The organism is Ensifer sp. Root954, from assembly GCF_001429005.1.
Lineage (GTDB): Bacteria > Pseudomonadota > Alphaproteobacteria > Rhizobiales > Rhizobiaceae > Ensifer > Ensifer adhaerens.
Map to the genome: position 1 here is coordinate 299081 of NZ_LMJM01000001.1, position 25406 is coordinate 324486.

Annotated in this window: 24 protein-coding genes; 8 read left to right on the forward strand and 16 right to left on the reverse strand. The window is 63.7% G+C overall.

Going from position 1 to position 25406, the window contains the following annotated elements; genetic code table 11:
- Positions 1–85: 85 nt before the first annotated feature.
- A complete protein-coding gene (locus ASE71_RS01230; RefSeq protein WP_051659435.1) occupies positions 86–1003 on the reverse strand; it encodes a LysR family transcriptional regulator in 918 nt (305 codons plus the stop codon).
- Between the two features lie 322 nt (positions 1004–1325).
- On the opposite strand from ASE71_RS01230, the gene ASE71_RS01235 reads away from it, so the two are divergent.
- Both ASE71_RS01235 and ASE71_RS01240 read left to right on the forward strand, forming a co-directional pair.
- Positions 1326–3782, forward strand: coding sequence for a penicillin-binding protein 1A (locus ASE71_RS01235; RefSeq protein ID WP_060521877.1), 2457 nt, complete (start codon positions 1326–1328; stop codon positions 3780–3782).
- A gap of 1 nt (position 3783) precedes the next feature.
- Positions 3784–5520: a peptidoglycan D,D-transpeptidase FtsI family protein gene (locus ASE71_RS01240; protein WP_051659434.1), complete on the forward strand. Its 1737-nt coding sequence runs from the start codon at positions 3784–3786 to the stop codon at positions 5518–5520.
- Positions 5521–5572: 52 nt separating this feature from the next.
- Here the strand turns inward: ASE71_RS01240 and ASE71_RS01245 are convergent, their stop codons facing one another.
- Entirely contained in the window at positions 5573–6259 is a 687-nt protein-coding gene (locus ASE71_RS01245; RefSeq protein ID WP_034798399.1) for a TetR/AcrR family transcriptional regulator, read from the reverse strand.
- A gap of 144 nt (positions 6260–6403) precedes the next feature.
- On the opposite strand from ASE71_RS01245, the gene ASE71_RS01250 reads away from it, so the two are divergent.
- The 3 genes from ASE71_RS01250 to ASE71_RS01260 are packed head-to-tail and all read left to right on the forward strand — an operon-like array spanning position 6404 to position 9382.
- Positions 6404–7414 carry an efflux RND transporter periplasmic adaptor subunit gene (locus ASE71_RS01250; protein WP_034798492.1) on the forward strand — a complete coding sequence of 337 codons (1011 nt, stop codon included), beginning with the start codon at positions 6404–6406 and terminating at the stop codon, positions 7412–7414.
- Between the two features lie 7 nt (positions 7415–7421).
- Positions 7422–8663 carry an ABC transporter permease gene (locus ASE71_RS01255; protein ID WP_034798398.1) on the forward strand — a complete coding sequence of 414 codons (1242 nt, stop codon included), beginning with the start codon at positions 7422–7424 and terminating at the stop codon, positions 8661–8663.
- A complete protein-coding gene (locus ASE71_RS01260) occupies positions 8660–9382 on the forward strand; it encodes an ABC transporter ATP-binding protein (protein WP_060521876.1) in 723 nt (240 codons plus the stop codon). The genes ASE71_RS01255 and ASE71_RS01260 overlap by 4 nt, the downstream gene beginning before the upstream one ends.
- A gap of 11 nt (positions 9383–9393) precedes the next feature.
- Here ASE71_RS01260 and ASE71_RS01265 read toward each other — a convergent pair whose 3' ends face one another.
- The 4 genes from ASE71_RS01265 to ASE71_RS01285 all read right to left on the reverse strand — a co-directional run bounded on the left by ASE71_RS01265 (position 9394) and on the right by ASE71_RS01285 (position 13534).
- Positions 9394–11442, reverse strand: coding sequence for a calcium-binding protein (locus ASE71_RS01265; protein WP_060521875.1), 2049 nt, complete (start codon positions 11440–11442; stop codon positions 9394–9396).
- Positions 11443–11753: 311 nt separating this feature from the next.
- The gene (locus ASE71_RS01270; protein WP_034798394.1) at positions 11754–12149 is read right to left on the reverse strand and encodes a cupin domain-containing protein; all 396 of its coding nucleotides are present in this window, start codon (positions 12147–12149) and stop codon (positions 11754–11756) included.
- 187 nt (positions 12150–12336) lie between these two features.
- A complete protein-coding gene (locus ASE71_RS01275) occupies positions 12337–12741 on the reverse strand; it encodes a DUF1236 domain-containing protein (protein WP_060521874.1) in 405 nt (134 codons plus the stop codon).
- A 607-nt stretch (positions 12742–13348) separates the two neighbouring features.
- On the reverse strand, positions 13349–13534 hold the full coding sequence (locus tag ASE71_RS01285) for a hypothetical protein (RefSeq protein WP_034798488.1): 186 nt from the start codon (positions 13532–13534) through the stop codon (positions 13349–13351).
- 328 nt (positions 13535–13862) lie between these two features.
- Here ASE71_RS01285 and minC point away from each other — a divergent pair, with 328 nt between their 5' ends.
- The 3 genes from minC (at position 13863) to minE (ending at position 15803) form a co-directional block, all read left to right on the forward strand.
- Entirely contained in the window at positions 13863–14615 is a 753-nt protein-coding gene (gene minC / locus ASE71_RS01290) for a septum site-determining protein MinC (RefSeq protein ID WP_060521873.1), read from the forward strand.
- Between the two features lie 115 nt (positions 14616–14730).
- Complete coding sequence (minD, locus tag ASE71_RS01295) at positions 14731–15546, forward strand: septum site-determining protein MinD (protein WP_034798389.1); 816 nt, start codon at positions 14731–14733, stop codon at positions 15544–15546.
- Entirely contained in the window at positions 15543–15803 is a 261-nt protein-coding gene (minE, locus tag ASE71_RS01300; RefSeq protein ID WP_034798387.1) for a cell division topological specificity factor MinE, read from the forward strand. Before minD ends, minE begins: the two co-directional genes overlap by 4 nt.
- Positions 15804–15903: 100 nt before the next feature.
- Here the strand turns inward: minE and ASE71_RS01305 are convergent, their stop codons facing one another.
- From ASE71_RS01305 to ASE71_RS01350, 10 genes are all read right to left on the reverse strand, one after another.
- Positions 15904–16755, reverse strand: coding sequence for a cupin domain-containing protein (locus ASE71_RS01305; RefSeq protein ID WP_060521872.1), 852 nt, complete (start codon positions 16753–16755; stop codon positions 15904–15906).
- A gap of 68 nt (positions 16756–16823) precedes the next feature.
- Positions 16824–17390 carry a TetR/AcrR family transcriptional regulator gene (locus ASE71_RS01310; protein ID WP_043618747.1) on the reverse strand — a complete coding sequence of 189 codons (567 nt, stop codon included), beginning with the start codon at positions 17388–17390 and terminating at the stop codon, positions 16824–16826.
- A 34-nt stretch (positions 17391–17424) separates the two neighbouring features.
- Positions 17425–18510 carry a Gfo/Idh/MocA family protein gene (locus ASE71_RS01315; protein ID WP_060521871.1) on the reverse strand — a complete coding sequence of 362 codons (1086 nt, stop codon included), beginning with the start codon at positions 18508–18510 and terminating at the stop codon, positions 17425–17427.
- 34 nt (positions 18511–18544) lie between these two features.
- The gene (locus ASE71_RS01320) at positions 18545–19384 is read right to left on the reverse strand and encodes a carbohydrate ABC transporter permease (RefSeq protein ID WP_060521870.1); all 840 of its coding nucleotides are present in this window, start codon (positions 19382–19384) and stop codon (positions 18545–18547) included.
- A 1-nt stretch (position 19385) separates the two neighbouring features.
- A complete protein-coding gene (locus ASE71_RS01325) occupies positions 19386–20291 on the reverse strand; it encodes a carbohydrate ABC transporter permease (RefSeq protein ID WP_113544750.1) in 906 nt (301 codons plus the stop codon).
- A 7-nt stretch (positions 20292–20298) separates the two neighbouring features.
- The gene (locus tag ASE71_RS01330; protein WP_060521868.1) at positions 20299–21372 is read right to left on the reverse strand and encodes an ABC transporter ATP-binding protein; all 1074 of its coding nucleotides are present in this window, start codon (positions 21370–21372) and stop codon (positions 20299–20301) included.
- Positions 21369–22295 carry an ROK family protein gene (locus tag ASE71_RS01335; protein ID WP_060521867.1) on the reverse strand — a complete coding sequence of 309 codons (927 nt, stop codon included), beginning with the start codon at positions 22293–22295 and terminating at the stop codon, positions 21369–21371. The genes ASE71_RS01330 and ASE71_RS01335 overlap by 4 nt, the downstream gene beginning before the upstream one ends.
- The gene (locus tag ASE71_RS01340; RefSeq protein WP_060521866.1) at positions 22295–23092 is read right to left on the reverse strand and encodes a 6-phosphogluconolactonase; all 798 of its coding nucleotides are present in this window, start codon (positions 23090–23092) and stop codon (positions 22295–22297) included. The genes ASE71_RS01335 and ASE71_RS01340 overlap by 1 nt, the downstream gene beginning before the upstream one ends.
- Complete coding sequence (locus ASE71_RS01345) at positions 23089–23964, reverse strand: sugar phosphate isomerase/epimerase family protein (RefSeq protein ID WP_060521865.1); 876 nt, start codon at positions 23962–23964, stop codon at positions 23089–23091. Before ASE71_RS01345 ends, ASE71_RS01340 begins: the two co-directional genes overlap by 4 nt.
- A 66-nt stretch (positions 23965–24030) precedes the next feature.
- Positions 24031–25290 carry an ABC transporter substrate-binding protein gene (locus tag ASE71_RS01350; protein WP_060522064.1) on the reverse strand — a complete coding sequence of 420 codons (1260 nt, stop codon included), beginning with the start codon at positions 25288–25290 and terminating at the stop codon, positions 24031–24033.
- Positions 25291–25406 lie beyond the last annotated feature (116 nt).

Here is a 25406-nt window from a genome sequence, read left to right on the forward strand (position 1 = left end):
CATTAGAATTATTTGGTCATCAAGACGCGCCGCCGCGGGACCCGGTTGAGGCGCAGCTTGCGCTGCACGGCCCTGTGGCGGACGTTCAGCCTGCGATAACGTCGGGCGTGGCCGGCAAGGCCGCTGCCTCCTGCTCGGCCGCCGCAGCGAGCCAATCGTGGAAGGCGGTCATCGCCGGCGTGACGGGACGCGATTTCAGCCGCGTCAGCCAGTAGCTTCCCATCGAGGTGTGAACGTCGAAGGGCTGGCGCATCGTGCCGTTCGACAGCAGCCGCGAGAACATCAGTGGTGGCGCCAGCGCCACGCCGATCCCCTGGGCCGCTGCCTCCATCATCGCCAGCGAACTATCGAAGACGATGCCCTTGAGCAGGGGCGCCGGATAGGCGATGCCGGCTGCATCGAACCAGGTCACCCACTCGTCGGCCCGATAGGACCGGAGCAGCGTTTCGTCGAGCAGATCGGCCGGCGTCTTCAGCCGCTCGGCGATCTCGGGGATGCAAAGCACGGATAGCGGCGCCTCGAAGAGCCGCGTCGCCTCGATATTGTGCCAGGAGCCGCCGCCGAAGCGGATAGCGAAATCCAGCCCCTCGGCCGCCATGTCGACGCGGTTGTTGTTGGTGGAGAGGCGAACGTCGACAAAGGGATATTTCGCCTGGAAATCCGCGAGCCGCGGCAGCAGCCAACCGACCGCAAACGTGCCGACGGCGCCGATCATCAGCACTTCGCGAATATGCCCCGCCTCGAAGCGGTCGAGCATGTCCGCCATCCGGTCGAAGCTATCGCGCAGAACCGGCAGCAACGCCTCGCCCTCCGCCGTGATCATCAGTCCGCGCGGCAGCCGCTTGAACAGGGTCACGTTCAGGCGGTTTTCGAGAAGCTTGACCTGATGGCTGACCGCGGCTTGCGTAACGCAGAGCTCGATTGCCGCGCGCGTAAAGCTCAGATGCCGCGCTGAGGCTTCGAAAGCGCGCAGCGCATTGAGCGGAAGATATGGCCTGACCATGAATGCCCTAACTCACCTAATGGGTCTCGCAAATAAACGTGGTTTGTTGCGTAAGCACAATCCCTCTACGGTGAACTTTATCGGCGGTGCGTGCCGTTGCCCGGAAGTCGCCAACTCAGGAAAGGCGCGGTCAGCCGCACCGCTTTCGGAGACCTGATCCATGCGCCGTTTCATCTGGCCCTAGCGGCCGCAGGCACCGTCACCGAGCCAACGTCCGCGGACGTAGGCGCATCCCAATACTCCGCTCCGCATGCGCTGCCCGCCACACGAACACCTGTGTCGGCGACGCTGCCTGCTGCCATGAAGGTCCGCTCTGCCCGTTATGAAGCTCCTCGTAAATCTGCTCGGCACATGCCTCAATCTTACTGTCGTCGTCGCGCTGGCCGCCGCCTCGCTCGTCGCAGCCCTGACGCGACACCTGCCCGATCACCGCACGCTCGCCAACTGGGAGCCGGCGGTGACCAGCCGCCTCTATGCCGCCGACGGCACGATGGTCGCGGAGCTCGCGCGGGAACGCCGGCTGTTCCTGCCCATCGCCACCATCCCCGCACGCGTGCGCCAGGCGTTCCTCTCCGCCGAGGACAAGAACTTCTACACCCATCCCGGCATCGACGTTGCGAGCATCGGCACGGCGCTCTTTGCCAATCTCGCCAACTACGGCTCCGGTCGCCGCATGATCGGCGGCTCGACGATCACGCAGCAGATCGCCAAGAATTTCCTGCTGACGTCGGACCGGACTGTGGAGCGCAAGCTGCGCGAGGCGATCCTTTCGCTGCGGATCGACCAGACCTATTCCAAGGACCGCATCCTCGAACTCTATCTCAACGACATCTATCTCGGGCGCGGTGCCTATGGCGTGGCGCAGGCAGCGCTCACCTATTTCGACAAGCCGGTCAGCGAGCTCTCGGTCGCGGAGGCAGCCTTCCTCGCAGCCCTGCCGAAGGCGCCCAACAATTACGACCCGGACCGCCAGGCGGAGCGGGCAACCGGCCGCCGCAACTGGGTGATCGACCAGATGCGGCAGAACGGCGTCATCGACACCGCCGCCGCCGCAAAGGCATCCGCTTCCTCGCTCGGCGTCAGGCAACGCCAACAATCGCCCGCGGTCGCCAGTTCCGACTATTTCACCGAGGACGTCCGCCGCCAGCTCAACGCCCGATACGGCGATGCTGCCCTTTATACGGCCGGCTTCTCCGTGCGCACGACGCTCGATCCGCGATTGCAGGTCGCCGCCATGACGGCGTTGCGCAAAGGCCTCGTCGCCTATGACCAGGCAAAGGGCTACCGCGGCCCCGTCGCCAGGCTCCCTTCGACTGGAAACTGGGCGCCGGCGCTTGCCAGGCTCCAGCCGCTCGCCGACGTGCCGGAATGGCGGCTCGGCGTGGTGCTGGCGACCGACAAGGATGGAGCAGAGATCGGGCTAAGGCCGACGGTCGCGGAACGAAGCGGTGCTCTTGGCACCAACGAGACGATCCGCCTTGGCCGGGCGGGCATGGCCTGGGCGCTCTGCCGCTCGGCCAAGGCAAAGCGGGGCTGCGCCGCGGGACCCGACGGGGCTCTGGCGCCCGGCGACGTCGTCTATGTGGAAAAGGCGGGCGACGGCTACTTGCTCCGGCAGCCGCCGCTCGTGCAGGGCGCGCTCGTTTCCATGGATCCGAACACCGGCCGGGTGCTGGCGGTCGCCGGTGGTTTTTCCTATGCCCAGTCGGAATTCAACCGCGCAACCCAGGCCTATCGCCAGCCGGGCTCGTCGTTCAAGCCCTTCGTCTATGCCGCCGCCCTCGACAACGGCTATGCGCCGACGACGCTGGTGATGGATGCGCCGATCGCCCTTGCCGACGGCGCCGGGCGAATGTGGAAACCGAAGAACTACGACGGTCGCTTCAGCGGTCCATCGACGCTGCGCGTCGGGCTCGAAAACAGCCGCAACCTGATGACCGTGCGCCTTGCCCGCCATCTCGGCATGGATCTGGTCGCCGACTACGGCAAGCGTTTCGGCATCTATGACGAGCTGAAGCCTTACCTGCCGATGTCGCTCGGCGCCGGCGAAACGACGCTGCTCAGGCTGGTCTCGGCCTATGCGGTCATCGCCAATGGCGGCAGGGCCGTCACGCCTTCGATGGTCGATCGCGTCCAGGATCGTTACGGCCGCACGATCTTTCGCCACGACCAGCGCAAGTGCGACGCTTGCAACGCCTCCGACTGGACCGGCCAGGAAGAGCCCATGCCCGTGGACGACCGCGACTACGTGCTCGATCCGATGACAGCCTATCAGGTCACTTCGATGCTGCGCGGCGTTGTCGAACGTGGCACCGCTCGAAATGTCGGCTCGCTCGGCGTGCCGATCGCCGGCAAGACCGGCACCACCAATGACGAGAAGGACGTCTGGTTCGTCGGCTACACGCCCGATATCGTCACCGGTGTCTTCCTCGGCTACGACACGCCGAAGCCCATGGGCTACGGCGAAACCGGCGGCGGCCTCGCCGCACCCATTTTCATCGATTTCATGAAGGTGGCTCTTGCGGGGCGGGCCGCGGCCGATTTCCACGCGCCAACAGGCATGATGGTCGAGGCGATCGACCGGAAGAGCGGCCAGCCGGTCCCGGCGGGCACGCCGGGTGCCATTCTCGAATCCTTCAAGCCGGGCACTGCCCCTTGCGCCGGCGGCTGCCCGGTCATCGACGGCTTCGAGACGGCGAGCACATCGGCCACGGCCGATGCGGACCTTACGCCCGAACAGCGGGCGAAGCTTCTTACCAACAGCAACGGACTTTATTGAGATGGCACGCAAGGCTCAGCTCCGGCCGGATCCCCGCGGCCGCCTTCTCCTCGTCATCGGCGCCTTCGCGCTCGTCTTCGGCCTCATGCTCGCGCGTCTCGTCCAGCTCGGCGCCGCCGACTACGAGCGCACCGGCTACATACCGCCGCCGCCGTCGCTCGGCCGTCCCTCGATCCTTGACCGCAACGGCAATCTGCTGGCGATCGACGTGCCGAGTTCCGGGCTTTACGCCGAGCCTCGACTGATCGTCGATGTGGACGAAGCAGTCGAGAAACTGACAGCGATCTTCCCTGATCTCGACGGGCGCGACCTCTATCGTCGGCTGAAGAGCGGTGCGGCGTTTGCCTGGATCAAGCGGCAAGTGACGCCGGCCGAAGAGCAGGCCGTCTGGAACGCCGGCCTTCCAGCGATCGGCTTCCAGCGCGAGAAACAGCGCTTCTATCCCAACGGCACGCTTGCCGCCCACGTGCTCGGCGCGGTCGATATCGACAATATTGGCATCGCCGGCATCGAGCGCTGGATCGAGGGCCAGGGGCTGGAGGTGCTTCGCCAGAGCGGCATGGATCTCTCCCATCGCAACCTCGAGCCGGTGAGCACGACGCTCGATATCCGCATCCAGCATGCGCTCGAGGTCGAGTTGCGCAAGGCGATCGCCAAGTTCAGCGCCAAGGCCGGGGCCGGCCTGGTGCTCGACGTCACCAATGGCGAGATCCTGGCGCTCGTTTCTTACCCGGATTTCGACCCGAACCTGCCCGTGGACGCGCTGAAGCCCGACCGTATCAACCGCATCGCCGCCGCCACCTTCGAGATGGGCTCGACCTTCAAGGCACTGACGACGGCCATGGCGCTCGATTCCGGCCAGTTCACGCTCCGCTCCGTCATCGACGCCAGCAAGCCGCTCGCCTTCGGCCGCTTCCGCATCAACGACTACCGCGGCCAGCATCGACCGCTGACGGTGCCGGAGGCCTTCATCTATTCGTCAAACATCTCGATGGCGAAAATGGCGATATCCGTCGGCCCGGAGAACCTGCAGGCATTCCTGACGCGCTTCGGGCAGATGTCGCGGCTGACGACGGAACTGCCCGAAAGCGCCCATCCACAATTGCCGCGACGCTGGGGCGAGATCGAAACGGCGACCGCCTCCTACGGCCACGGCATCGCCGTGACGCCGCTGCAGGCGAGCATCGCGGTGGCGGCGCTCGTCAACGGTGGGCGCCTTATAAGGCCAACTCTGATCAAGGGTGCGGCGCTCGACGAACGCATCATCGCGCGCAATCTGATCAAGCCGGAGACCGGCGAGGCGCTGCGCTATCTGCTGCGGCTCAACGCCAAGACCGGCTCGGCAAAGAAGGCGGAGGTCAAAGGCTATTTCATAGGCGGCAAGACCGGCACCGCCGAAAAGGTGGTCAGCGGGCGCTACTCGAAGGAGCTGAACATCACATCCTTCATGGGCGTCGTTCCCGTCGACAATCCGCGCTATCTGCTTCTCACTTTGCTCGACGAGCCCAAGGGTCTGAAGGAGACCTATGGCTTCCGCACCTCCGGCTGGAATGCAGCACCGCTGGGCGGCGCGGTTTTCGAACGGATCTTGCCGATGCTTGCGCTCATGCCCGATTTCGAAATCGCAGACGTCAGCTTCCCCGAGATCAGCAGCCAGGGCGCCTTTGGCTCCCAGCTCTTTCCGTCTCCGACGAACACAGGCGAGCGCAACAGCGGCGCGATCGACGGAGCGCTTTGATCCCTGCCGCCGCGGCAGGCAATGACGCGCGAGCCGGCAACCGAACCGTCGGCTATGCTTCAAGGAAAGCGCGGGAGAAACCCGGTTCGGTCACTTCGATCGTTCCATCCGGGAGCTTCAGAAAGCGCTCGATGGCGGTGCCGTAGGTTCGCATCCAGCCGTCGAGCATCGCAGCCGCGCCGTCGAGGTCGCCGGCCTCCTGTCGCTGCAAGGCCTTGTGCATCACTTTGGCGACACTCAGCCGCAGTTGCAGCAACATCAGGGCGGAAGCTTCCGGATCGGGCGCATCGAGCGTTCCGTCCGCGTGCCCACGCCGCAGCATTTCGGCGACCAGCGGCAGGCTGACGGCCATCAGCGCCTCGTCGATACGATGATAGAGCGCGACATTTTCGGGCTTGAAGAGGGCGTTGAAGCTGTTCTTCAGCTGCGGCGCCATGTCGAGCTTCAGCCGCCGCGAGCCGGCGAAAAGCGCATTCAGCTGGCCGACTGCATCGAGCGACGGATCTTCGAAAAGCGGCTGCAATTCCTTCAGGTTCCGCTCAGCCAGGCGGGTCGCGACCGCCTCCAGCAAGGCCTCCTTCGAGACGAAATAGTGGTAGAAGGCGCCCTTGGATAGATTGGCCTCGCGGATGACGTCGTTGACCGTCGTATTCTCGTAGCCGTGCAGAAAGAACAAGCGCTCGGCGCAATCGATCAACTCGTTCGATCGGACTTCCGGCGATTTCTTCGTTCTGACCATGAGCGCTCCCAGGACGGCGGCTTAGCACGGGTTTGCGGCGCGGTCCACGACGCTCCTGAAGGTCGAGGAAATCGGCAGCCTTGAAACAAACCGACCGTCGGTCTATTTATACAGAACGGATTGGAAGCGTTCAAGGAGCGTCTCGTGCGGCTCACTCGTTATGCAATCGGAGCGGCCGTTGTCGTTGCCGTCGGTGCGGCAAGCGCCTGGTATTTTCTTCGCCCGGTTCCCGTCTCCGTCATTTCGCCGAAACGCGGCGATGCGGCGGAGATCATCTATGCGGATGGCGTGGTGGAGCCGCGCACCTGGGCGAAAGTCACCCCGACGGTCGCCGAGCGCATCGTCGAGCAGTGCAATTGCGAGGGACAGCGTGTCGCCAAGGGTGACGTGCTCGCCCGCCTCGACGACACCGAGGCACGGGCGGCGCTTGGCGAACTACAGGCGCGGCTGACGCTGGCGCAGGAGGAATATCGGCGCAAGCTGGCGCTCGCCGAACGCAGCACGATCAGCGAACAGGAAGTCGACCGGGCGCGCAGCGAACTCGGCCAGCTCGAAGCGCTCGTCGCCGGCCGCCAGGCGCGGCTCGCGACCTATGTGCTGCGCGCACCGAGCGCCGGCCAGGTACTCAGGCAGGACGGCGAGATCGGCGAGGTCGCGGATCTCGGCACGGTGCTCTTCTGGGTCGGAGAGCCGAAACCGCTGATCGTCACCGCCGACGTCAACGAAGAGGATATCCCGCGCGTCGAAGTCGGCCAGAAGGCGCTGCTCCGATCGGATGCCTTCCCCGACCGCAAGCTGGAAGCGACGGTCGACAGCATCACGCCCAAGGGTGATCCGGTAACGAAGACCTATCGCGTGCGCTTTCGGCTGCCCGACGACACGCCGCTTCGGATCGGCATGTCGACCGACGTCAACATCATCGTGCGGGTCGCCAATGGCGCCTTGATCATCCCGACCGTGGCGCTGGAAGGAGCGAAGGCCGCCGTGATCGACGGCAATCGCGCACGGATCCGAGAACTGAAAACGGGCATCCGCGGCGCCGACGGCGTCGAAGTCCTCTCCGGCCTCAAAGACGACGCGCGCGTCGTCTCGCCCTTCCCGACCGGTCTTGCCGATGGCACGCGGGTGAAGGCCACCCCTTCGCCGGAGAAATGAGCCCGCCATGCGCCTCATCCTCGACATCGCACTGACGCACATCACCGGCCGAGGCCGACAGACGATCGTCGCGATGCTGGGCGTGGCGGTCGGCGTCGGCTTCTCCATCGCCATGGCAGCGCTGATGCAGGGCGGCCAGGACGACTTCGTTCGCCAGCTCGTCGACACGATGCCCCATGTGCAGGTGACCGACGAGCAACGCACGGCGCGCCGCCAGCCGGCGGAAGACCTGTTTAGTGCCGCGGCCATTTCCGGCCTCAGGCCACGCGACGACCGCCGCGGCATCATCAACCCAACGGCAGCGCTCTCCTGGCTCGACGGCTGGATCCCCGGCCGCTTTGCCGCCACCCTCAGGGCGCAGGGCGTCCTTCGCTATTCCGGTCAGGAGGTCGGCGCCGCCGTCATCGGCATCGATCCGCAGGCGGAGCCGCGGGTCTCGCCGATCATCGGAGATTTCAGGGCGGGCAGCTTCGCCGCCCTTGCCGCCGGCGGCAACAATGTGGTGATCGGCGATACCATGGCCTCCCGGCTCGGTGCCAAGATCGGCGACACGATCACCGCCGTCTCTTCGGAAGGGCTCAGCCGCCGCTTCAAGATCGTCGGCCTCTTCCACACCGGCACGACGGCGCGCGACGAGGGCGAGGCCTATGTGCTGCAGAAAAACGCCCAAATCCTCTCAGCCCGGCCCAACGCGATCAACGTGATCAACATCAAGCTCGACGATCCGAACGCCGCCCCGACCGTCGCCCGGCGTATCGAGGCGGAACTCGGCTACAAGGCGATCGCCTGGCAGGAGGCCAACGAGTCGATCCTCGAGGCGCTCGTCGTGCGCAACGTCATCATGTACACGGTCGTCGCTGCGATCATGCTGGTCGCCGGCTTCGGTATCTTCAACATCATCTCGACGATCACGCACGAGAAGGCGCGCGACATCGCCATCATGAAATCGCTCGGCTTCACCGAGACCGACATGCGCATCCTCTTCGTGCTCGAAGGCGTGGCGATCGCGACAGTCGGCACGCTTGTCGGCTGGGCGTTCGGCTTGGCAATGATCTATGGCCTTTCGCTCGTCCGCTTCGAGCTCGCCGCCACCGGCCAGGAGATGACCCGGCTACCGATCGCCTGGAGCATGTTGCACTATCTGATCGCCGCCGCTTTCGCGCTCGGATCGGCAGCGGTTGCCGGCTACCTGCCGGCGCGGCGCGCGGCCCGGGCAAATCCCGTCGATATCATCCGGGGCGCGACATGAGCACGCTGATCGAAACCAAGGATTTGACGCGGATCCTCAGGGAGACCGTACCTGTCACGCTGGTGAAGGACATATCGCTCACCATCGGCGAGCGGGAATTCGTCGCTGTCACCGGCCCCTCCGGTTCCGGCAAGTCGTCGCTCCTCTATCTGCTCGGCCTGCTCGACCGGCCGACGGGTGGCACGCTTATGATCCGCGGTCGCGACACGGAGCGAATGGACGAGAACGAACGGGCAGCCACGCGGCTCGCCAATATCGGATTCGTCTTCCAGTTCCACTTCCTGTTGCCCGAATTTACCGCCCGCGAGAACGTCGAAATTCCCATGCGCAAGCTCGGCCGCCTCGGCCGGAGCGAGATGCGTGGGAAGGCAAGCGAGCTGCTTGCGGCACTCGGGCTTGCCGATCACCTCGACAAGCGGCCCGATCAGCTCTCGGGCGGCCAGCGCCAGCGCGTGGCGGTCGCCCGTGCACTCGCCAACGACCCGCCGCTGATCCTCGCCGACGAACCGACCGGCAGTCTCGACAGCACGAGCTCCGAGCAGGTCTTCAGGATCCTGGAAACGCTGGTGCGCGAAGAGGGCAAGACCGTGGTCGCGGTCACTCATGACCTGGATATGGCCGCGCGCATGGACCGGCGCCTTCATCTCATCGATGGGCACCTGACCACGGAGACGATCAATGCCGCGCGCCAAGACGAAGGCGCAGCTCCGGAGGCCTGACGAACGAGGCCTCAGCCGAAGACGAGATCGCTTTCGGAGAGAACCGAGAGCGAGCTATCCTCGATCAGAATGCCTTCGGTTTCCGAGCCATTGAAGGAGACGAACACGCCATCGGCCGTGTCGCGCGCTGCGGCAAGGAAATCCGCATAGCTGTGAATACCCGTTGTGTCCTGGGCCTCGTGGGAAAAGGCGATGCGGTCACCCTGCCGGCCATCGAAATCGAGAATGCGATCGAGGCCCACCTCGCCGGAGGTTTCCGACGACCAGTAAAAGGTGTCCGCGCCGCGGCCACCCGTCAGCACATCACTGCCGTTACCGCCGCTCAATAGGTCGTTCTCGGACCCTCCATCGAGGAAATCCGCCCCGTCGCCGCCGAAGAGCTGGTCGTTTTCCGACGCGCCCGTCAGCTTGTCATCCCCGCCGCGCCCCTCGAGGATATCGTTGCCGCTCGAGGCGTAAAAAGTGTCGTTGTCGTCGCCGCCGCGCAGTACGTCGTCGTAGCCCCCGCTCGAAACGTTGAAATATTCGATACCGGTGAACGTCAGGCCGGTATGGGTGACACCCCGTGCCGCGTCGAAGTCCATCGCCTCCGGCAGGCCGCCATAGTTGAGGTTCAGGAGGTCCCGGCCTTCACCGCCATCGACCTCGCCGACGTAGCGGGCATTGATCGTGTCGTTGCCCGCGCCGCCGCGCAGGATCGACGCAACACCGAGGCTGCCACCGCCGGGGAAGGTGTCCTGCAGCCAGTCGTCTCCGGCGCCGCCATCGAGCACGTCGCTGCCGCCGGTATTGGCTAGCGTGTCCATTCCGTCGCCGCCATAGGCCACATCGTCACCGGCGCCCGTGACGATCGAGTCGTTTCCGGCACCCCCGTGAATGTAATCATTGCCGTCTTCGCCATAGAGCGCATCCCCTCCGGCGCCGCCCTCGAGGTGATCGTTTCCAGCGCCGGCCTCGACCACGAGATAGGTCAGATCGCCGGCGATCACCCGATCGTTGCCGCTGCCGAGCATGAGGCTCGCCTCCTCGATGCCGCTAATGACGGTGCCGGTCGAGGCCCCTCCGGCGGAGAAGTCGACCGTCAGGTCGCTCGTGCGCTGCGTTTCCTTGATCCATAACCAGTCCTGGCCCGCCCCACCGTCGATTTCTGCCGAATACAGCGTCGAGGTGATCTGATCGCGGCCGTCACCGCCAAACAGGCGATTGGCGCCGAGCCCGTCGATGATCGTATCGTCGCCGACACCCGCGTCGACGAAGTCGTTGCCGCCGCCGGTCTGGATGACATCGGAAAGCGTACTCCCCAGGATCCGGTCGTTGCCGCTTCCCGTCGTCACTTCGATCTTTTCGATGCCGTCATAGGTGACGAAGATATGGCGCTCGCCCGATGTCTGATGACCGATGATGCCGTGGCCGTTTTGCAGGTTGAAGACGACGGGGGCTTTGGCGGCGACGAGATCGATAGCCAGCGTATCGGTGCCGCTGCCGCCGGAGACGGTGCTGCCGGTACCGATGAGAACGAAGCGGTCGTTGCCGGCGCCGCCATTGAGACGATCGTGACCGCCGCTGTTGGTTATGAGATCGTTTCCGCCACCGGCGTAGACGACATCGTTGCCGGCGCCCGTCGAGATGTTGTCGCCTGAGGCGGTGCCGGCGATCCGGTCGTCGCCGCTGCCGGCAAGCACCCGCAACCACTCGATATCGTGGAAGAAGACGTGGCGCCCGGCGAGCGCAGGATCTCCGACATAACCGTGGCCGGACCCGCCGTTGAACACCATGCGCTCGGAGGTTTGTGAGAAATCGACCACGAGACCATCATAGCCGGCCCCTCCGGTGACCGCACCGCCGGTCCCGTTCAGCACGATCTGGTCGTCGTCGGCACCGCCGTCGAGCCGATCGTAGCCGCTCGAGCTTATCAGGGTATCGCGCCCGCCGCCGCCGCTGACGAAATCATCGCCAGCGCCGCCGTCGATCGTGTCGGCGCCGAAAAGCCCCCAGATGCGGTCGCTTTCCGCGGTACCCTTCAAAACGTCGTTCCCATAGGAACCTACGATCCTCGCCATGCGATCACTCCCCTTCAAACAATTTTCAAGAATACTTTGCCACGGAAATATCGACACTTCTATGCGGACTGTATTTATATAAACTCGTAAAGCAATACCGAATAAATACTCGAAATACTGGCAATATAATTCGAGATTTATATTAGTTGTTTCGCGCGTATATTTTCATCCTCGGCGCCGTGCGTCCCTCGGCGTGAGAAACACGCGTGCGAGCTTTTCGGGAAAGAAGGCCACGAGCCTCGATAGCCGGTCGCTGCCGGACACGACGGCTTTGCCCGAAGTTCGGGTGGTGGCTTATGGGAGGTGCCGACCTATCCCTGCACCGGCGCGGCTGCCCAGCGCCTGGTCGCTTCCGCTGCATCGTCAAAGCTTGCCTCGAAGGCTGCGGATGCGAGCACAGCGCGAATGTGGAGCGTTTCGCCGCCGACATTTGCAAACCCGTGCCGACGCAATTTCGGCACGATCAGCGATTGATTGCTGGTGAGGATGAAACGTTCGTCGTCGATCCACATTTCCGCCTGCCCCGCCACCACCGTCAGCACCTCTTCGACGGGATGGCTATGGGTGGGCGCGCCGGCGCCGGGCGCGATCCATTGTTCGAACAGGCACAATCCGGAAGCGCCATTGAGCGCGGAGATGAGCATGCGGGTCTCAACCCCCGGGCGCCACATCTCGATCGGCCAGTCTTCATGCGCGACAGCTCCCATGACGTGCTCCCCGCCGATGAAATCCGGCCAGCAGTTTATCAGGTTGAACCAATCGACACGACCGATCCCGCTGTATGAAGCGCTCAAGGGCACTTGATGCCTCGCCTTACGATAGCTGGGCAAAAGCAAGGGGCGGCGCGGAACGCCACCCCTCCCTGAGAGACTACGGTATGAAGACCGCCTACGGTCAGTTGATGACCTGGACCACCGTTCTCGACTGCGGCTCGACGATCACGCGGTGCTCGTTTACGACCGCATAGGCGTAGCGCGGATTATCGGGTACGGGCGTCAGGACGACGGCTTGCGGGATGGGTTTACCGATCACCACCTGCTCCTGCACGACGACCGAAGGCGGTGCGGGTTGCTGTTCGACATAGGTGATGACTTCCGGCGGCGGCGGCGTCAGCGCTCCACCGAGCGCGCCACCGACCACGGCACCCACACCGGCACCGATCGGCCCGCCGACGACGGCACCCGCCGTCGCGCCGCCAACGATACCTGCGGCCGTGCCGGCTTTCTGGTTGGCATCCTCAGCAAATGCGGATCCTGCCATCAAAGAAACAACAGCCGCGGCGATTATAAGCTTCTTCATGATCTAGTCCTTTCGTTTGATCACCACATCAACGAAAGGAATAATAATTTGTTCCGAATCCACGCTAATTTCAGCGCATCACGCTTGATAAATTTCATTAACAATCAATATATGATCGACATCAACGCCATGCAAATCCACGACGTATCGACCAATACCGATTCTATACTACAAAGAACGGAGATTCACCCTCTATGTGACTAAGAGCGCACTTCGTGCACTCACGGCAAACCCATCTGCCCCCGCCACGCTTTCTGCCCGCACCACCATTAGTCCCGGGGCAACCGGCCAAGAAGCAGTTTGTTCCCTTCCCTGTTGCCGCAGCGTACGCATTTCAGCGCCGGCCCGATGGAATTGAGAGAGACGCCCCATCCGCGCCTGTTTGCAACAAGCCGGCGATCGATCCGCCCCTGGTGGCGGCATTTCCCGCATTTCGCCACGAGCACGTACCATTCCGGCAAGAGTTCCAGGGTCGCCCCGTCATCGGCGGCGTCTTGGCGCGGCATCAGGTCGATGGTTCGACGATGCCTCATGTTCATTCCTCTCGAAGCTTCGACTCGCTTCGCCCGTCATCCAGCTGCCGGGCCTTGAGCGGCCCGCTCCTTCGTCAGCGTGCGGAACCGTCGAGCCGAAGCGAAAGCTGGACACCGCCACGCTTCAGCCGCGGCAACGGCGGCGCCATGTCGATGCGGCCGAAGGTGCGCTTGCGCCATTCGGCCTCGCGTTCCCGCTTCTTTCGGGCGGCCGCAACGGCGGCCATGGCGCGTTCGATCACTTCTTCCGTGTGGGTCATGGTCTCCATCCGACTCATGGGAACCTCCGCTTTGTTCTTGTTATGTTCTTATTTTAGCGTTCCAATGTCAACTCCCCTCATGAGCCCGGACGAATCGCTCTTGCCGTATCGAGGCTTTCTGCGTCGCTCGGCGCCGGGCGCAGGGTCTGATCGGCCGAAGCCAAGGCGACGATGGGCAAAAGAGCGGCTTTTTCGGCCACCCGATTTTCCTTGTTTTCCAGCGGCCGGCTACCGGTCCTCAGCGCCGCCTCATTAACCTTCGCATTGCCGAATTAACCATTTGTTAACCATTTGATCGATACACCGAAGCAACGGAAAATTTACCAAGATGAATGATGTGTTAACCGAATCCCGGCCGATCCGCCTCAAGGGGCGATCCTTCCTTGCGCTAGCGCTGACCCCCGAGCTTCCGCTCGAGGATTGGCTCACCCGCCTCGACCATCTCGCCTCCCGCTCCGCCGGTTTCTTCCTGCGGCGCCCGGTCGTGCTTGATGTCGACGGCCTAGATATCGACCGGTCGCAACTGCGCGAACTCGTCGACCAGCTCGGCAAGCGCAATGTGCGCATCATGGGCATCGAAGGCGCGCGCCAGTCTCTGCTCGGCGCCGACCTTCCTCCCGCGATGACCGACGGTCGCCCGGCGGCGGACTACGAAGCCAAGATGGCGGAACAGGCCGAAAAGAGCGAGACGCCGGAAGCGGAAGCCGCCGCGGAAACCGTGATCACGGCAGAACCGCTTGCCACCAAGGCGACGCCGTCGATCGTCGTCACCCAGCCGGTGCGCTCCGGCCAGTCGCTGTTCTTCCCCGAAGGGGACGTGACGATCATCGGCTCGGTCGCCTCGGGCGCCGAAGTCGTCGCCGGCGGCTCGATCCACATTTACGGCGCGCTGCGCGGCCGGGCGATGGCCGGCACCACGGGCAATGCTTCGGCGCGGATCTTCTGCCGCAAGCTCGAAGCGGAACTGATTGCGATCGACGGCTTCTACAAGACGGCCGACGACATGGAGCAGAACCTGCGTGGCAAGGCCGTGCAGATCTGGCTCGACGGCGAAGAGCTGAAGGCGGGAACGCTCGGTTAGGCCGAGGCAAGGAAAGGTGTGGATGCTTGCCATCCGCATCTGGTGATTCAGGTCGATCCGGCCGGGGTCACGAGGACGTAGGCGAAGGCGAATTCTTAGATACTTGGAGAGACGAATGGGCAAGGTAGTCGTAGTTACATCGGGCAAGGGCGGCGTCGGCAAGACGACGTCCAGCGCCGCACTGGGCGCCGCACTCGCTCAGAACGGCGAGAAAGTCGTCGTCGTGGACTTTGACGTCGGTCTGCGCAATCTCGACCTCGTCATGGGCGCGGAACGCCGCGTCGTCTATGACCTGGTCAACGTGATCCAGGGCGAGGCCAAGCTGTCGCAGGCGCTGATCCGCGACAAGCGCTTGGAAACGCTCTATCTGCTGCCGGCCTCCCAGACCCGCGACAAGGACAACCTGACGCCGGAAGGTGTCGAGAAGGTCATCGCCGCCCTTCAGAGCGCCTTCGACTGGGTCATCTGCGATAGCCCCGCCGGCATCGAGCGCGGCGCGACGCTGGCCATGCGCCATGCCGACATCGCGATTGTCGTGACCAATCCGGAAGTCTCGTCGGTGCGCGATTCCGATCGCATCATCGGCCTGCTCGATTCCAAGACGCTCAAGGCGGAAAACGGCGAGCGCATGGAAAAGCACCTGCTGCTCACCCGCTACGACCCGGTACGCGCCGAGCGCGGCGACATGCTGAAGGTCGACGACGTGCTCGAAATCCTGTCGATCCCGCTGATGGGCATCATCCCGGAAAGCGCCGACGTGCTGCGCGCGTCCAACGTCGGCTCGCCGGTCACGCTGGCCGACACCCGCTCGGCCCCGGCGCTCGCCTATTTCGAGGCGGCTCGCCGACTGAAGGGCGAGGCCCTGCCGATCAACATCCCCGGCGAGAAGCGCAGCTTCCTCGGCAAGATCTTCGGAAGGAAAGCGGCATGAACCTTTTCCGTTTCTTCTCCCGCACACAGTCAGCGCCGGCGGCCCGCGAACGGCTGCAGGTACTGCTCGCCCATGAGCGCGCATCCGCCGGCGATAGCGATCTCGTCACCAAACTGCGCGACGAAATCCTCCAGGCGATCTCCAAGCACATGCAGATCGACGACGACAAGGTCCGCGTAACGATGGAGCGCGGTCCCCAGGTCTCGACGCTCGCCGTCGATATCGAGATCCCCTTCGACGCAAAGAAGGCGGCCTAAGGGCCGCCAACTTGTTTGGGAAGCAACGTTCCTCTCGGCCGACTTCCTGTTTTCAGATACGGCAGCATCCAGCGGGTACTGCCGTATTTTTTGTCTGAGATCAGTACTCCGGGGCGACACCGAAGACGAACTCCACCTTGTCGCCCGTCATGTTGAAATACTGGTGATCGAAACCCGCCGGAATATAGAAGCCGTCGCGCGGGTTGAGCTCGAACCAGACCTGGCCTTCGGCATCGGGCACATGGATGTTCAAGATACCCGACACCACGTAGAGGCATTCGTCCCCCTTGTGGCGCTCCATGCCGGTGCGTTTTCCCGAAAGCAGCGTCGTCTTGCCGACGGTGAGCTGATCGGTCGCGCAATAGAGGCCGGTATAGGCGCCCTGCGTTTGCCGATCGAGGCTTAAGAGCAGATCGGCATCGCGCATCGGATGGATTGTCCTGGCCTTCCGCTGGGCGTCGGCGTCCATCGGCCAGCGACCGATGAACTCGCTCTGGCCATAGCGCGATTGCTCGATCTCGATATAGGGTTTGGTGCGCGCATAGGGGCCCGACGTGCCCTTGGCCGGCGGCGGCGCGAAGAACTCCAGCACGCGGACCTGCTCGTTGCCAAGGTTGAAACCGTGGTGCCAGGTGTCCTTGCGGAAGAACAGCGCCTCGCCTTCCTTCGCGACGCAGAATTCACCCGTCTCGGGGTTGGCAAGGCCGAGTGTACCACTCAGCACGTAGAGAACCTCGTCCGCCCCGAAGATCGTGCGGAAGGCCTCCGTATGCTTGAAGCAGCCGCCGGGCTGCATGCCGAAGACAATCTGGTGAATGCTTTCCGTCGAGGCGTAGATCCAGTCGTCGACGAGACCGGCATTTTCCTCGCCCCAGAGATGCCGCGTGACGCCGGCATAGGGGATGTGGCTAGGACGATCGAAGACAGGACGGGGAGACGGCTTGTATCCCATCGGAAACTCCTTGGTTCTGGGCGCGAAGCGGCGCGCCGATGTGGGGGGATGTCAGCGCGCGATGCGCGCTATTTCGGCGGCGCTTGCGCGTGCGTCCGCTCCAAAAGCCGGGCGGTGACGGCGCGCTTCATCTCGGGGTCGAGGTGCATGACGTTGAAGACTTCCGCAAGCCACATGCCCTCGACCGCCAGTCGCGTGATCGTCGCCTCGACAGGGTCGAGGCCGTCATTTTCGACGGATGCCTGGCAGCGGATGTTCTGCTGGCGCACGATCTCCAGAAGGTCGGGGAAGTTCGACAGCGCCGCGGTGATGCTGGCACCGAGGCGGTCGTACTGATCGCCGGTGCTTGTGGCCTCGCCGAGCGTGGCGCGCACATAGGCGCGTGTATAGCGGCCATGCGGGTCCTCGTCCTCGGTTTCGAGGCCGGAGAGACCGGTCTCAAAACGGTAGACGAAACGTTCGACCATCGCCCGCACCAGCGCGTCTTTGCTGGCGAAATGGTAGAGGATGCCGCCCTTGCTGAGGCCGGTCTGCTCCGCCACTTCGTCGAAGGTGAGGGACGACACGCCCTTGCCGACGACGATCGCTTCGGCGGCGGTGAGGATACGGTCACGTGCGGTTTCGCGTTTTGCCATGTCGATACAACTCAAGTGTGTGAAACGTGTCCTGCTATAGCCCCGAACTCTCGCGCAGGCGACCGACGATCTCGGCCATCAGCGCCAGATCCTGACGCGAATCCGAGAGTGTCGTCTTCGGCTTGGTGCCGTTGACGAGATGGTCGTGGAAGGCGCGCAGCTCCAGGGCGAAGGGGTCGGTGTAATCAGGGCCGAAGGTGCGCGTTTCGGTCTCGGTGTCGGTGCTGTCGATCACTTCGAGCGCAGTCGGCAGGTTGCGGATATAGGGCGTGTCGTAGCTGACGCGCAGCTGCCGGCGATCGGAAAGCACCTCTATTCGGGCATCGAAACGGGCGACGTTGTCGATCATGGCTTCGTAGATCGCGGTGAAGTGGCCGTAGTCGAACAGAGCGACAATGGATTCGCCGTTGCATTTGTGATGCGCAGCAATGACCCGCTTCGGCAGGCCGATCAGTTCGCGCATCGCCGAAAGGCTGTGCGACGAAAGCCCTGTCAGCACCTGATAGGCACGCATCAGATCGGCGGGCGCATCCTCGCCAACCACCTGCTTCAAAAGCGCCGTCGTCTGGGCGCGCGATTCCGCCAGGAACGCCTGGTCGAGATCCGTGGGGTAGAAGATATTGCGGGTCTGGCGGATGAAGAAGGGACCTTCGCAGATGATGTCGCGGACGCGGACGTAACGCACATCGCTCTCAGCCGGCATCATCGCCTTGGCGCGCAGGAAGCTTGGCGAATAGCGGCGCATATAGGCGACGAAGAGGAGCCGGTCCGTGGCGTCGGCCAGCGGCGCGACCGCGTCGATTTCGCCGAGCGTCAGGCAGGCGGGCTTTTCCAGGAAGACGTGTTTCTTCGCCTTCAGCGCCATAGCCAGATAGAAGCTGTGCGTCTGGTCCGGCGTCAGGATGAAGACGGCATCGATATCAGGCGCGGAGACGAGCGCTTCCGCGGTTTCATACGTCTTCGCCCCCGGATAACGGGCCGAACAATAGGCCGTCAGGCTCGGCGACACGTCATAGACGCCGGCGATTTCGAACAGATGGCGATGATCGGCCAGGATCGGCAGATGCATGAGCTGGCTGACTTCGCCAAGCCCGATCAAACCAACACGAACGACACGCATGTGAGTACCCTTTCCGCCTCGAATGGAGGCCATTTCAACCCTTGACCGCACCGGCCGTCAGGCCGGAGACGATATGTTTCTGGAATATCAGCGCGAGAATGATCAGCGGCACCGTGACGATGGTCGAGGCGGCCATGATCGCCCCATAGGGGAATTCGTAGCGGCTCGACCCGGAGATCAGCGCGATCGCCACCGGCACGGTGCGGTTCTCGTCGGTGAGGATGAAGGTCAGCGCGAACATGAACTCGTTCCACGAAGCGATGAAGGCAAGCAGCCCGGTCGAGATCAGCGCCGGCCCCATCATCGGCAGGAAGATGCAGCGCACGATCCGCAGCGGCGAGCAACCGTCCATGATCGCCGCCTCCTCGATCTGTTTCGGCAGGTCGCGCATGAAGGTCGTCAGCACCCAGATGTTGAAGGGCAGCGTGAAGATCATATAGGCGAAAATCAGAGAGCCGATCGTGTTGTAGAGCCCGAGCCAGCGGATCATCTCGAAGAGGCCGGAGAGCAACGCGATCTGCGGAAACATCGAAACGGCCAGCACGAGCAGCATGATCGGCGAGCGGCCACGGAAATCGATGCGGCCGAGCGCGTAGGCCGCACCGACCGCCAGCATCAGCGACAGCGCCACGACCGAGAAGGCGACGATCAGCGAATTGAGCAGCGAGCGCAGGAAGACGCCGTCCGAAAGGATCGCCGCGTAATTGTTGAACTTCAGGTCGGGCAAGAAGGTCACGTCGAAGATCGCTTGGCCCGACTTCATCGACGAGGCGATCATCCAGTAGAACGGGAACAGCGTATAGAGCGCGACGATCCCGAAGAGGGAGTAGATCGCTATTCTGTGCAGGCGTTTGCCGGTGTTGCTCCTGACCATGTCAAACTCCCATGAGGCGGCGATTGAGACGGAAGACAGTGACGTAGATGGCGGTCACCAGCGCGATCATCAGGAAGACGGCGGTGCTGGCGGCCGAGCCGACGCCCATGTCCTGGAAGTTGACGAGCACTTCGCGGGCGTAGATCGAGACCGTCTTGGTGTCGTCGCTGTTGGAGGAGAGCACATAGCTCAGGTCGAACATGCGCAGCGCGTCGAGCAGGCGGAAGAGCACAGCGACCGCGATGCTGGGGGCAAGCAGCGGCAGGGTCAGTGAGGTGAACTGCTTCCATGCCGGCACGCCATCGATCGACGCTGCCTCGTAGATGCCGCGCGGCAGCATCGACAGCCCCGCGAGAATGAGGAGCACCATGAAGGGCGTGGTGATCCAGACGTCGACGGCGATGATCACGGGCATCACCAGCGCCGAATTGGCAGTCCACGCAACCCCACTTTCAATCACGCCGGCAAGCTTCAAAGCGTGGTTCACGATGCCGAACTGGTCGTGCAGCATCCATTGCCACATGCGCGCGCTGACGACGACCGGGATCGACCAGGGGATCAGGATAATCGCTCGCATCATGCCGCGCCCGGCAATATGGGAATTGAGGAGCAGCGCGATCGTCAGGCCAAGTACCGTCTCGATCGAAACGGAAATGACGGTGAAATAGAGCGTGTTGCGCACCGACTGCCACCAGAGCGGATCCTCGAACAGCGCATAGTAGTTGTCGAAGCCGACATAGCTATAGAAGTCCGGCTCGGTGAGCAGGGCGTCGGTGAAGGAAAAGAGGAAGGTGCGGCCGAGCGGCCAGAGCGCCACACCGGTCAGGACGAGCAGGCTTGGCGCGAGAAAGAGCCAGGCGGTGCGAACCCGCGCCTGCCGCAGTCCTGTTGATCGTGAACCCGCCATCATGGCCTCACGCTCCCTTGGCCGAGAGCGCCATGTCGTCGGCACCGAAAATATGCGCCTTCGACGTCAGCCAACCGACGGTGACGTCGGCATTCGGCTTCAGATCGGGTTTGCCCTGCGCCTTGACGACCAGCGACTGGCCGTTGCCGAGACGCGCGTGAACCAGCGCCTCGCCGCCCAGCGGCTCGACAAGCTGCACGGTCGCCGGCAGGCGGACATCGCCGCCGCCGAGGATCAAGTCTTCGGGCCGGATGCCGACGCTGACTTCGCCTTCATAGCCAAGGTGCCCAAGCCCATGGCGGGCGTCGAGCACGTCGAGGCGGCTTCCCCCGGCGTCATTGGCAAGCGTCCCGGCAAGAAAATTCATGCGCGGCGCGCCAATGAAGCTGGCAACGAACTTGTTGGCCGGCCGCTCGTAAAGTTCCATTGGCGTGCCGACCTGCGAGATGCGACCGTCCTTCAGGACGACGATGCGGTCCGCCAGCGTCATCGCTTCGAGCTGGTCGTGGGTGACGTAGACGGTGGTGGCTTTGAGCTCGCGATGGATGCGAGCGATCTCCACCCGCATCTCCATGCGCAGATCGGCATCGAGATTGGACAGCGGCTCATCGAACAGGAACAGCTTTTGCGAGCGGACGAGCGCGCGGCCGATGGCGACGCGCTGCTGCTGGCCGCCCGAAAGTTGCGCCGGACGACGCGCGAGCAGATGTTCGATCTTGAGGAACCGGGCAACCTTCGCTACCCGCTCCTTGATTTCGCCGCCGGCAAGCCGCGCCGTTTCCAACGCGAAGCCGAGATTGCGCTCGACGCTCATATGCGGATAGAGCGCGTAGGACTGGAACACCATGGCGATGCCGCGACGTGCCGGCGCCGTCTCGTTCATGCGCGCGCCGCCGATCTGCAACTCGCCGTCGGTAATTTCCTCGAGCCCAGCGATCATGCGCAAAAGCGTCGACTTCCCGCATCCGGAGGGACCGACGAAGACGACGAACTCGCCTTCTGCGACCGAAAGGTTGACCTTGTCGATCACGGTCAGCGCACCAAAACGCTTGACGACATTGGTAAGGGCAATTCCACTCATTGGCGCACCGTCTGGTTGGCAGTCCTGTTTGCAAGCGCAGCCACGCCGATGGCGCAGGCCGCATCACCGAGGAGGCTTGGAACGATCGGCATGTCGCGCGCGCCATCGGCCCAGATGAATGGCCGCGTCAGCGTGGCGAGCCGCGCATTGACCGACGGGTCGCCGCCGATGCCGCCGCCGAGAATGAGCACGGCCGGATCGAGCGTGTTGACGAGCTGGCCAAGATAGGAGGCGAGCGACAGGAGGCCGTCGGCCACCATCTGTGCGGCCCGCGGGTCCTGAGCTTCGGCTTCGAAGAGCTGCAGCGCGCTTGCGTCCGGTCGGCCAATCATACGGCCATAACGCTCGCCCAAGGCCTTGCCGCTCGCAAAAAGCTCGAGGTTGTGGCGAACCGCCTGGTCCTGCCCTTCGCCCGAGAAGGCGACGAGATCGCTGCCCGAGAAATGGATGGCGAAGCCACGGGCTCCTGCATAGGGCGCGCCGCCGATCACCAGCGAATGGGAAAGCCCGGTGGAGATGGTCACGTAGACGAACGGATCGATACCGCGGCCTGCGCCAATCCAGCCTTCGGCGAAGGCGGCGGCGCGCACGTCGCTGTCGATATGCAGCCGCCCGAAACCGCTGAGACGACCGTGATAGTCGAGGCCGCGCCAGTCGAAGTTCCAGGCGGAGGCCGGCTCGCCGGCGCCGGTCACCAGTTCCGGCAAGCAGACGCCGAGACCGGTCGTCTCGACGCCAAGCGCTTCGCCTTCGTGGCGAATGGTCTCGGCGAGCGCGGCCACCAGTTCCAGCACGGCAGCACCGCCCTCCTGGCAGCGGGTCGGCTCGGTGCGCTCGGCGATCACGGCGCCGTCGGCGAGACGAACAAGGCAGGCCTTGGTCTTCGTTCCCCCGACATCGATGCCGATGGCATGCTGGCCCATCACCGCGCTCCCCACTCACCGGCAGCGTCGGCATCGGCGTAGAGTTCGGCGCTCCGGCATTCGACGGCGATGGTGGCCGGCCAGCTTGGATCGTAGGCACGCGCACTGGTCAGGCGATAGAAGGCGTGGCGCTTTCCTTGACCCCAGACGATCATCGCGACGGCATTCGACTGTTCGGCGATCGAGCCGATGCCGATCGTCACGCCATGGGAGGGCACGTCGTCGATGCCTGAAAAATCCGGGAAGGTCGCGAGATTGTCGCGCCGCGTCTGTTCGGCAAGGGCAACGATGCGGGTGCCGCTGTCGCGGGCAGAGCCCGGCGGGTTGAAGGCGATATGACCATCACCGGCGCCGGAGGCGAGCAGGAAAAGATCGATACCGCCGGCGGCAGCGATGCGCTGATCGTAGCCGCCAGGTGCCGCGATATCCGGCATCCAGAAGTTTTCGGATGGAATGCGGAAGTGGTCCGGCAGGGACGCATTGATGCGGCCGACGATCTCGCGTTCGCCGAAGCCACGGCAGGAGTAATGCGCCTCCGACGGCGGCGGAGCGAAACTGCCACCCTCTGCGGGGCGGAGATATTCGTCCATCATGACGATGATCAGCCGCGAGCAATCGACGGGCTCGCCGGCAAGACGGCGTCCGAGCGCCTCATAGATCGGCAGCGGACTGCGCCCACCCGGGCAGCCGAGAACGTAGCTTCGTCCCGCAACACTCGCTTGCCGGATACCGGCAATGATCCGCTCCGCAAGGCGATCGCCGATGGCAGCGGGCGTATCGTGGATTTCGACCTTCATGCGCCGGCCCCGTTCACAAGAAGATTCGAGACGAAGTCATGGTTGCGCCGGGCGATCGTTTCCGGCGTATCGGGATGGTTCAGTGCCAGATCCTGCTCGACCACCAGCGGGCCGTCGTATCCGGTCTCGCGCAACACCGACAGGAAGGCGACGATATCGACGACGCCGCGATCGAGATCGGTCATTATGCCCTCTTCGAAGGCGCGGTCCGAGTGGATGCCTTCGGAAAGCACGCGCTCGCGGAAGGCACCGTCGACATTCTTTAGATGCACCGAATTGATGCGGTCGCGGTGGCGTCGATAGAAGGCGATCGGGTCGGCCTTCCAATAGGCGTGATGGCCGGTATCGAGGCAGAGCCCGACGAGATCGGGATCAGTATCGGCAAGCAGCCGCTCGATCTGCTCCTCTAGCTCGACACAGGTGCCGACATGCGGGTGGAAGCTGAACTGCAGCCCGTGGCTGCGGGCGATCTCAGCCGCCCGGTTCGTCTGGTCGATCATCGCGCGCCAGCCGGCCCCGTCGACGACCCCCATGCGATCCTTCCGATAGAACTCCGATTCGTCCATCAGGATGAAATGCGTGCCGCCGTTTTCGGCGAGCAACTTGCAGATCGCCTGCGCCTTTTCCTCAAGCACCGGCCAGGTGGATGCATCGGCAAGCGTATGCACATGCGCGGCCGCGACGACCTTGAGGTCGCGGCGCGCCAGCTCAGACGAAAGCACCTTGGCATCCGTGGAGAAGTAGCCGTAAGGGCCGAGTTCGGTGTGCCGGTAGCCGGCCGCATGGATGCGGTCGAGATAATCGGTCCAGCCGAGATCATTCCCCTGGGGCCAGTAGATGCCCCAGCAGCACGGTGCGATCGCAATATTCACGTTAGTTTCCTCAGATCCTGTGGTGGCGGGGTCCGTCACGCCGGACCCCGTATCGTCGAGGCGGGCTTACCAGCCCCGCGCCTTCAGCCGCTCCAGATCGCTGCTGACCTTGACGAGTGCATCCGCAGCACTTTCCTTGCCGCTCAGCACATTGTGCACGCCATTGAAGATCCGCTGCGAAACGCGGTTGTAGGAAGCGCCGGTCACCTGTGACGGCCGGGAGGCGCTTTCGGCATAGGCCTTTTCGGCAAACGCGAGCGACGGATTGGCGGCGAGGATGTCCTTGTCCTCGTAAAGCGCCTTCAAGGTCGGGCTATAGGCCTGAAGCGCGCGGCGCTTCTGTTCTTTCGCGCCAGTCAGGTAACGCACCAGGCTGACAGCCGCATCGACATCGTCGGCATATTTGGAAACGCCAAGCAGGCCGGCACCGTAGCAGCCACTCGACTTCTGGCCTTCCGCCCCGACCGGCAGCGCCATGACGCCGATCTTGCCGCGCAGCGAGGAGTCCTCAGCCTGGGTCGTGCCCCAGACATAGCTCCAGTTACGGTGGAAGACGGAATTGCCAGCCTCAAAGACGCCGCGCGAGCCTTCCTCGTCATAGTTCAGCACGCCCTCAGGGCTGATGTTGCCGATCCAGGAACGGGCGAGATCAAGCGCCTTGACGGCCTCGGGATTGTTCGCGGTGATGGTGCCGTCCGGCGAGATGAAGTTGCCGCCGCCGAAGGAAGCGACCCATTCGAGCGCGTCGCAGGTCAACCCCTCATAGGCGCGGCCCTGCCAGACATAGCCCCACATATCGGGGCTACCGCCGGCGCGTTCCTTGTCCTGGATGAACTTCGCCGTCTCGGTCAATTCCTGCCAGGTCTTCGGTTCGCCCTTGCCGTACTTTTCAAGCAGATCCTTGCGGTAGAACATCAGGCCGGCATCGACGAACCAGGGCATTGCCAGAAGCTTGCCGCCAATGGTGGCGTCGGCGAGCGAGGATTCGAAATGGGCGGAGACTTCGTCGGCCGGAACCTTTTCGCGCAGGTCGACCAGATGCGGCGCCAGCGTTCCGACCCAGATGTTGTCGAGCGTGAGAACGTCGACGTCGCCGGACTTGCCGGCGAGCAGCTGCTGGTAGAGCGGCAGCGCCTCGCCCCAGTTGGCTGGCATCTTGTTGATCTTGACGGTGTTGCCGGTTTCCTTGGCCCAGGCCTCGGAGGCCGACTGGCAAAGCTCGAGCTCGGCGCCGGCCGAGCTGCAGAAAATCGAGACTTCGGCCGCAGCCGCCGGCATGGCGGCAAAAGCGACACCGGCCATGGCGGCCGCCTTGAAGCACTTCATCCAACGCATTCTCGTCTCCTCCCCAGAAAACGTGTTGTTGCGATCAGCGATGATTGATTTACTATACCGTCCGGACGGTACAGTAAAGCGAAAAAACATGGAGGCGAGCAGGAGGG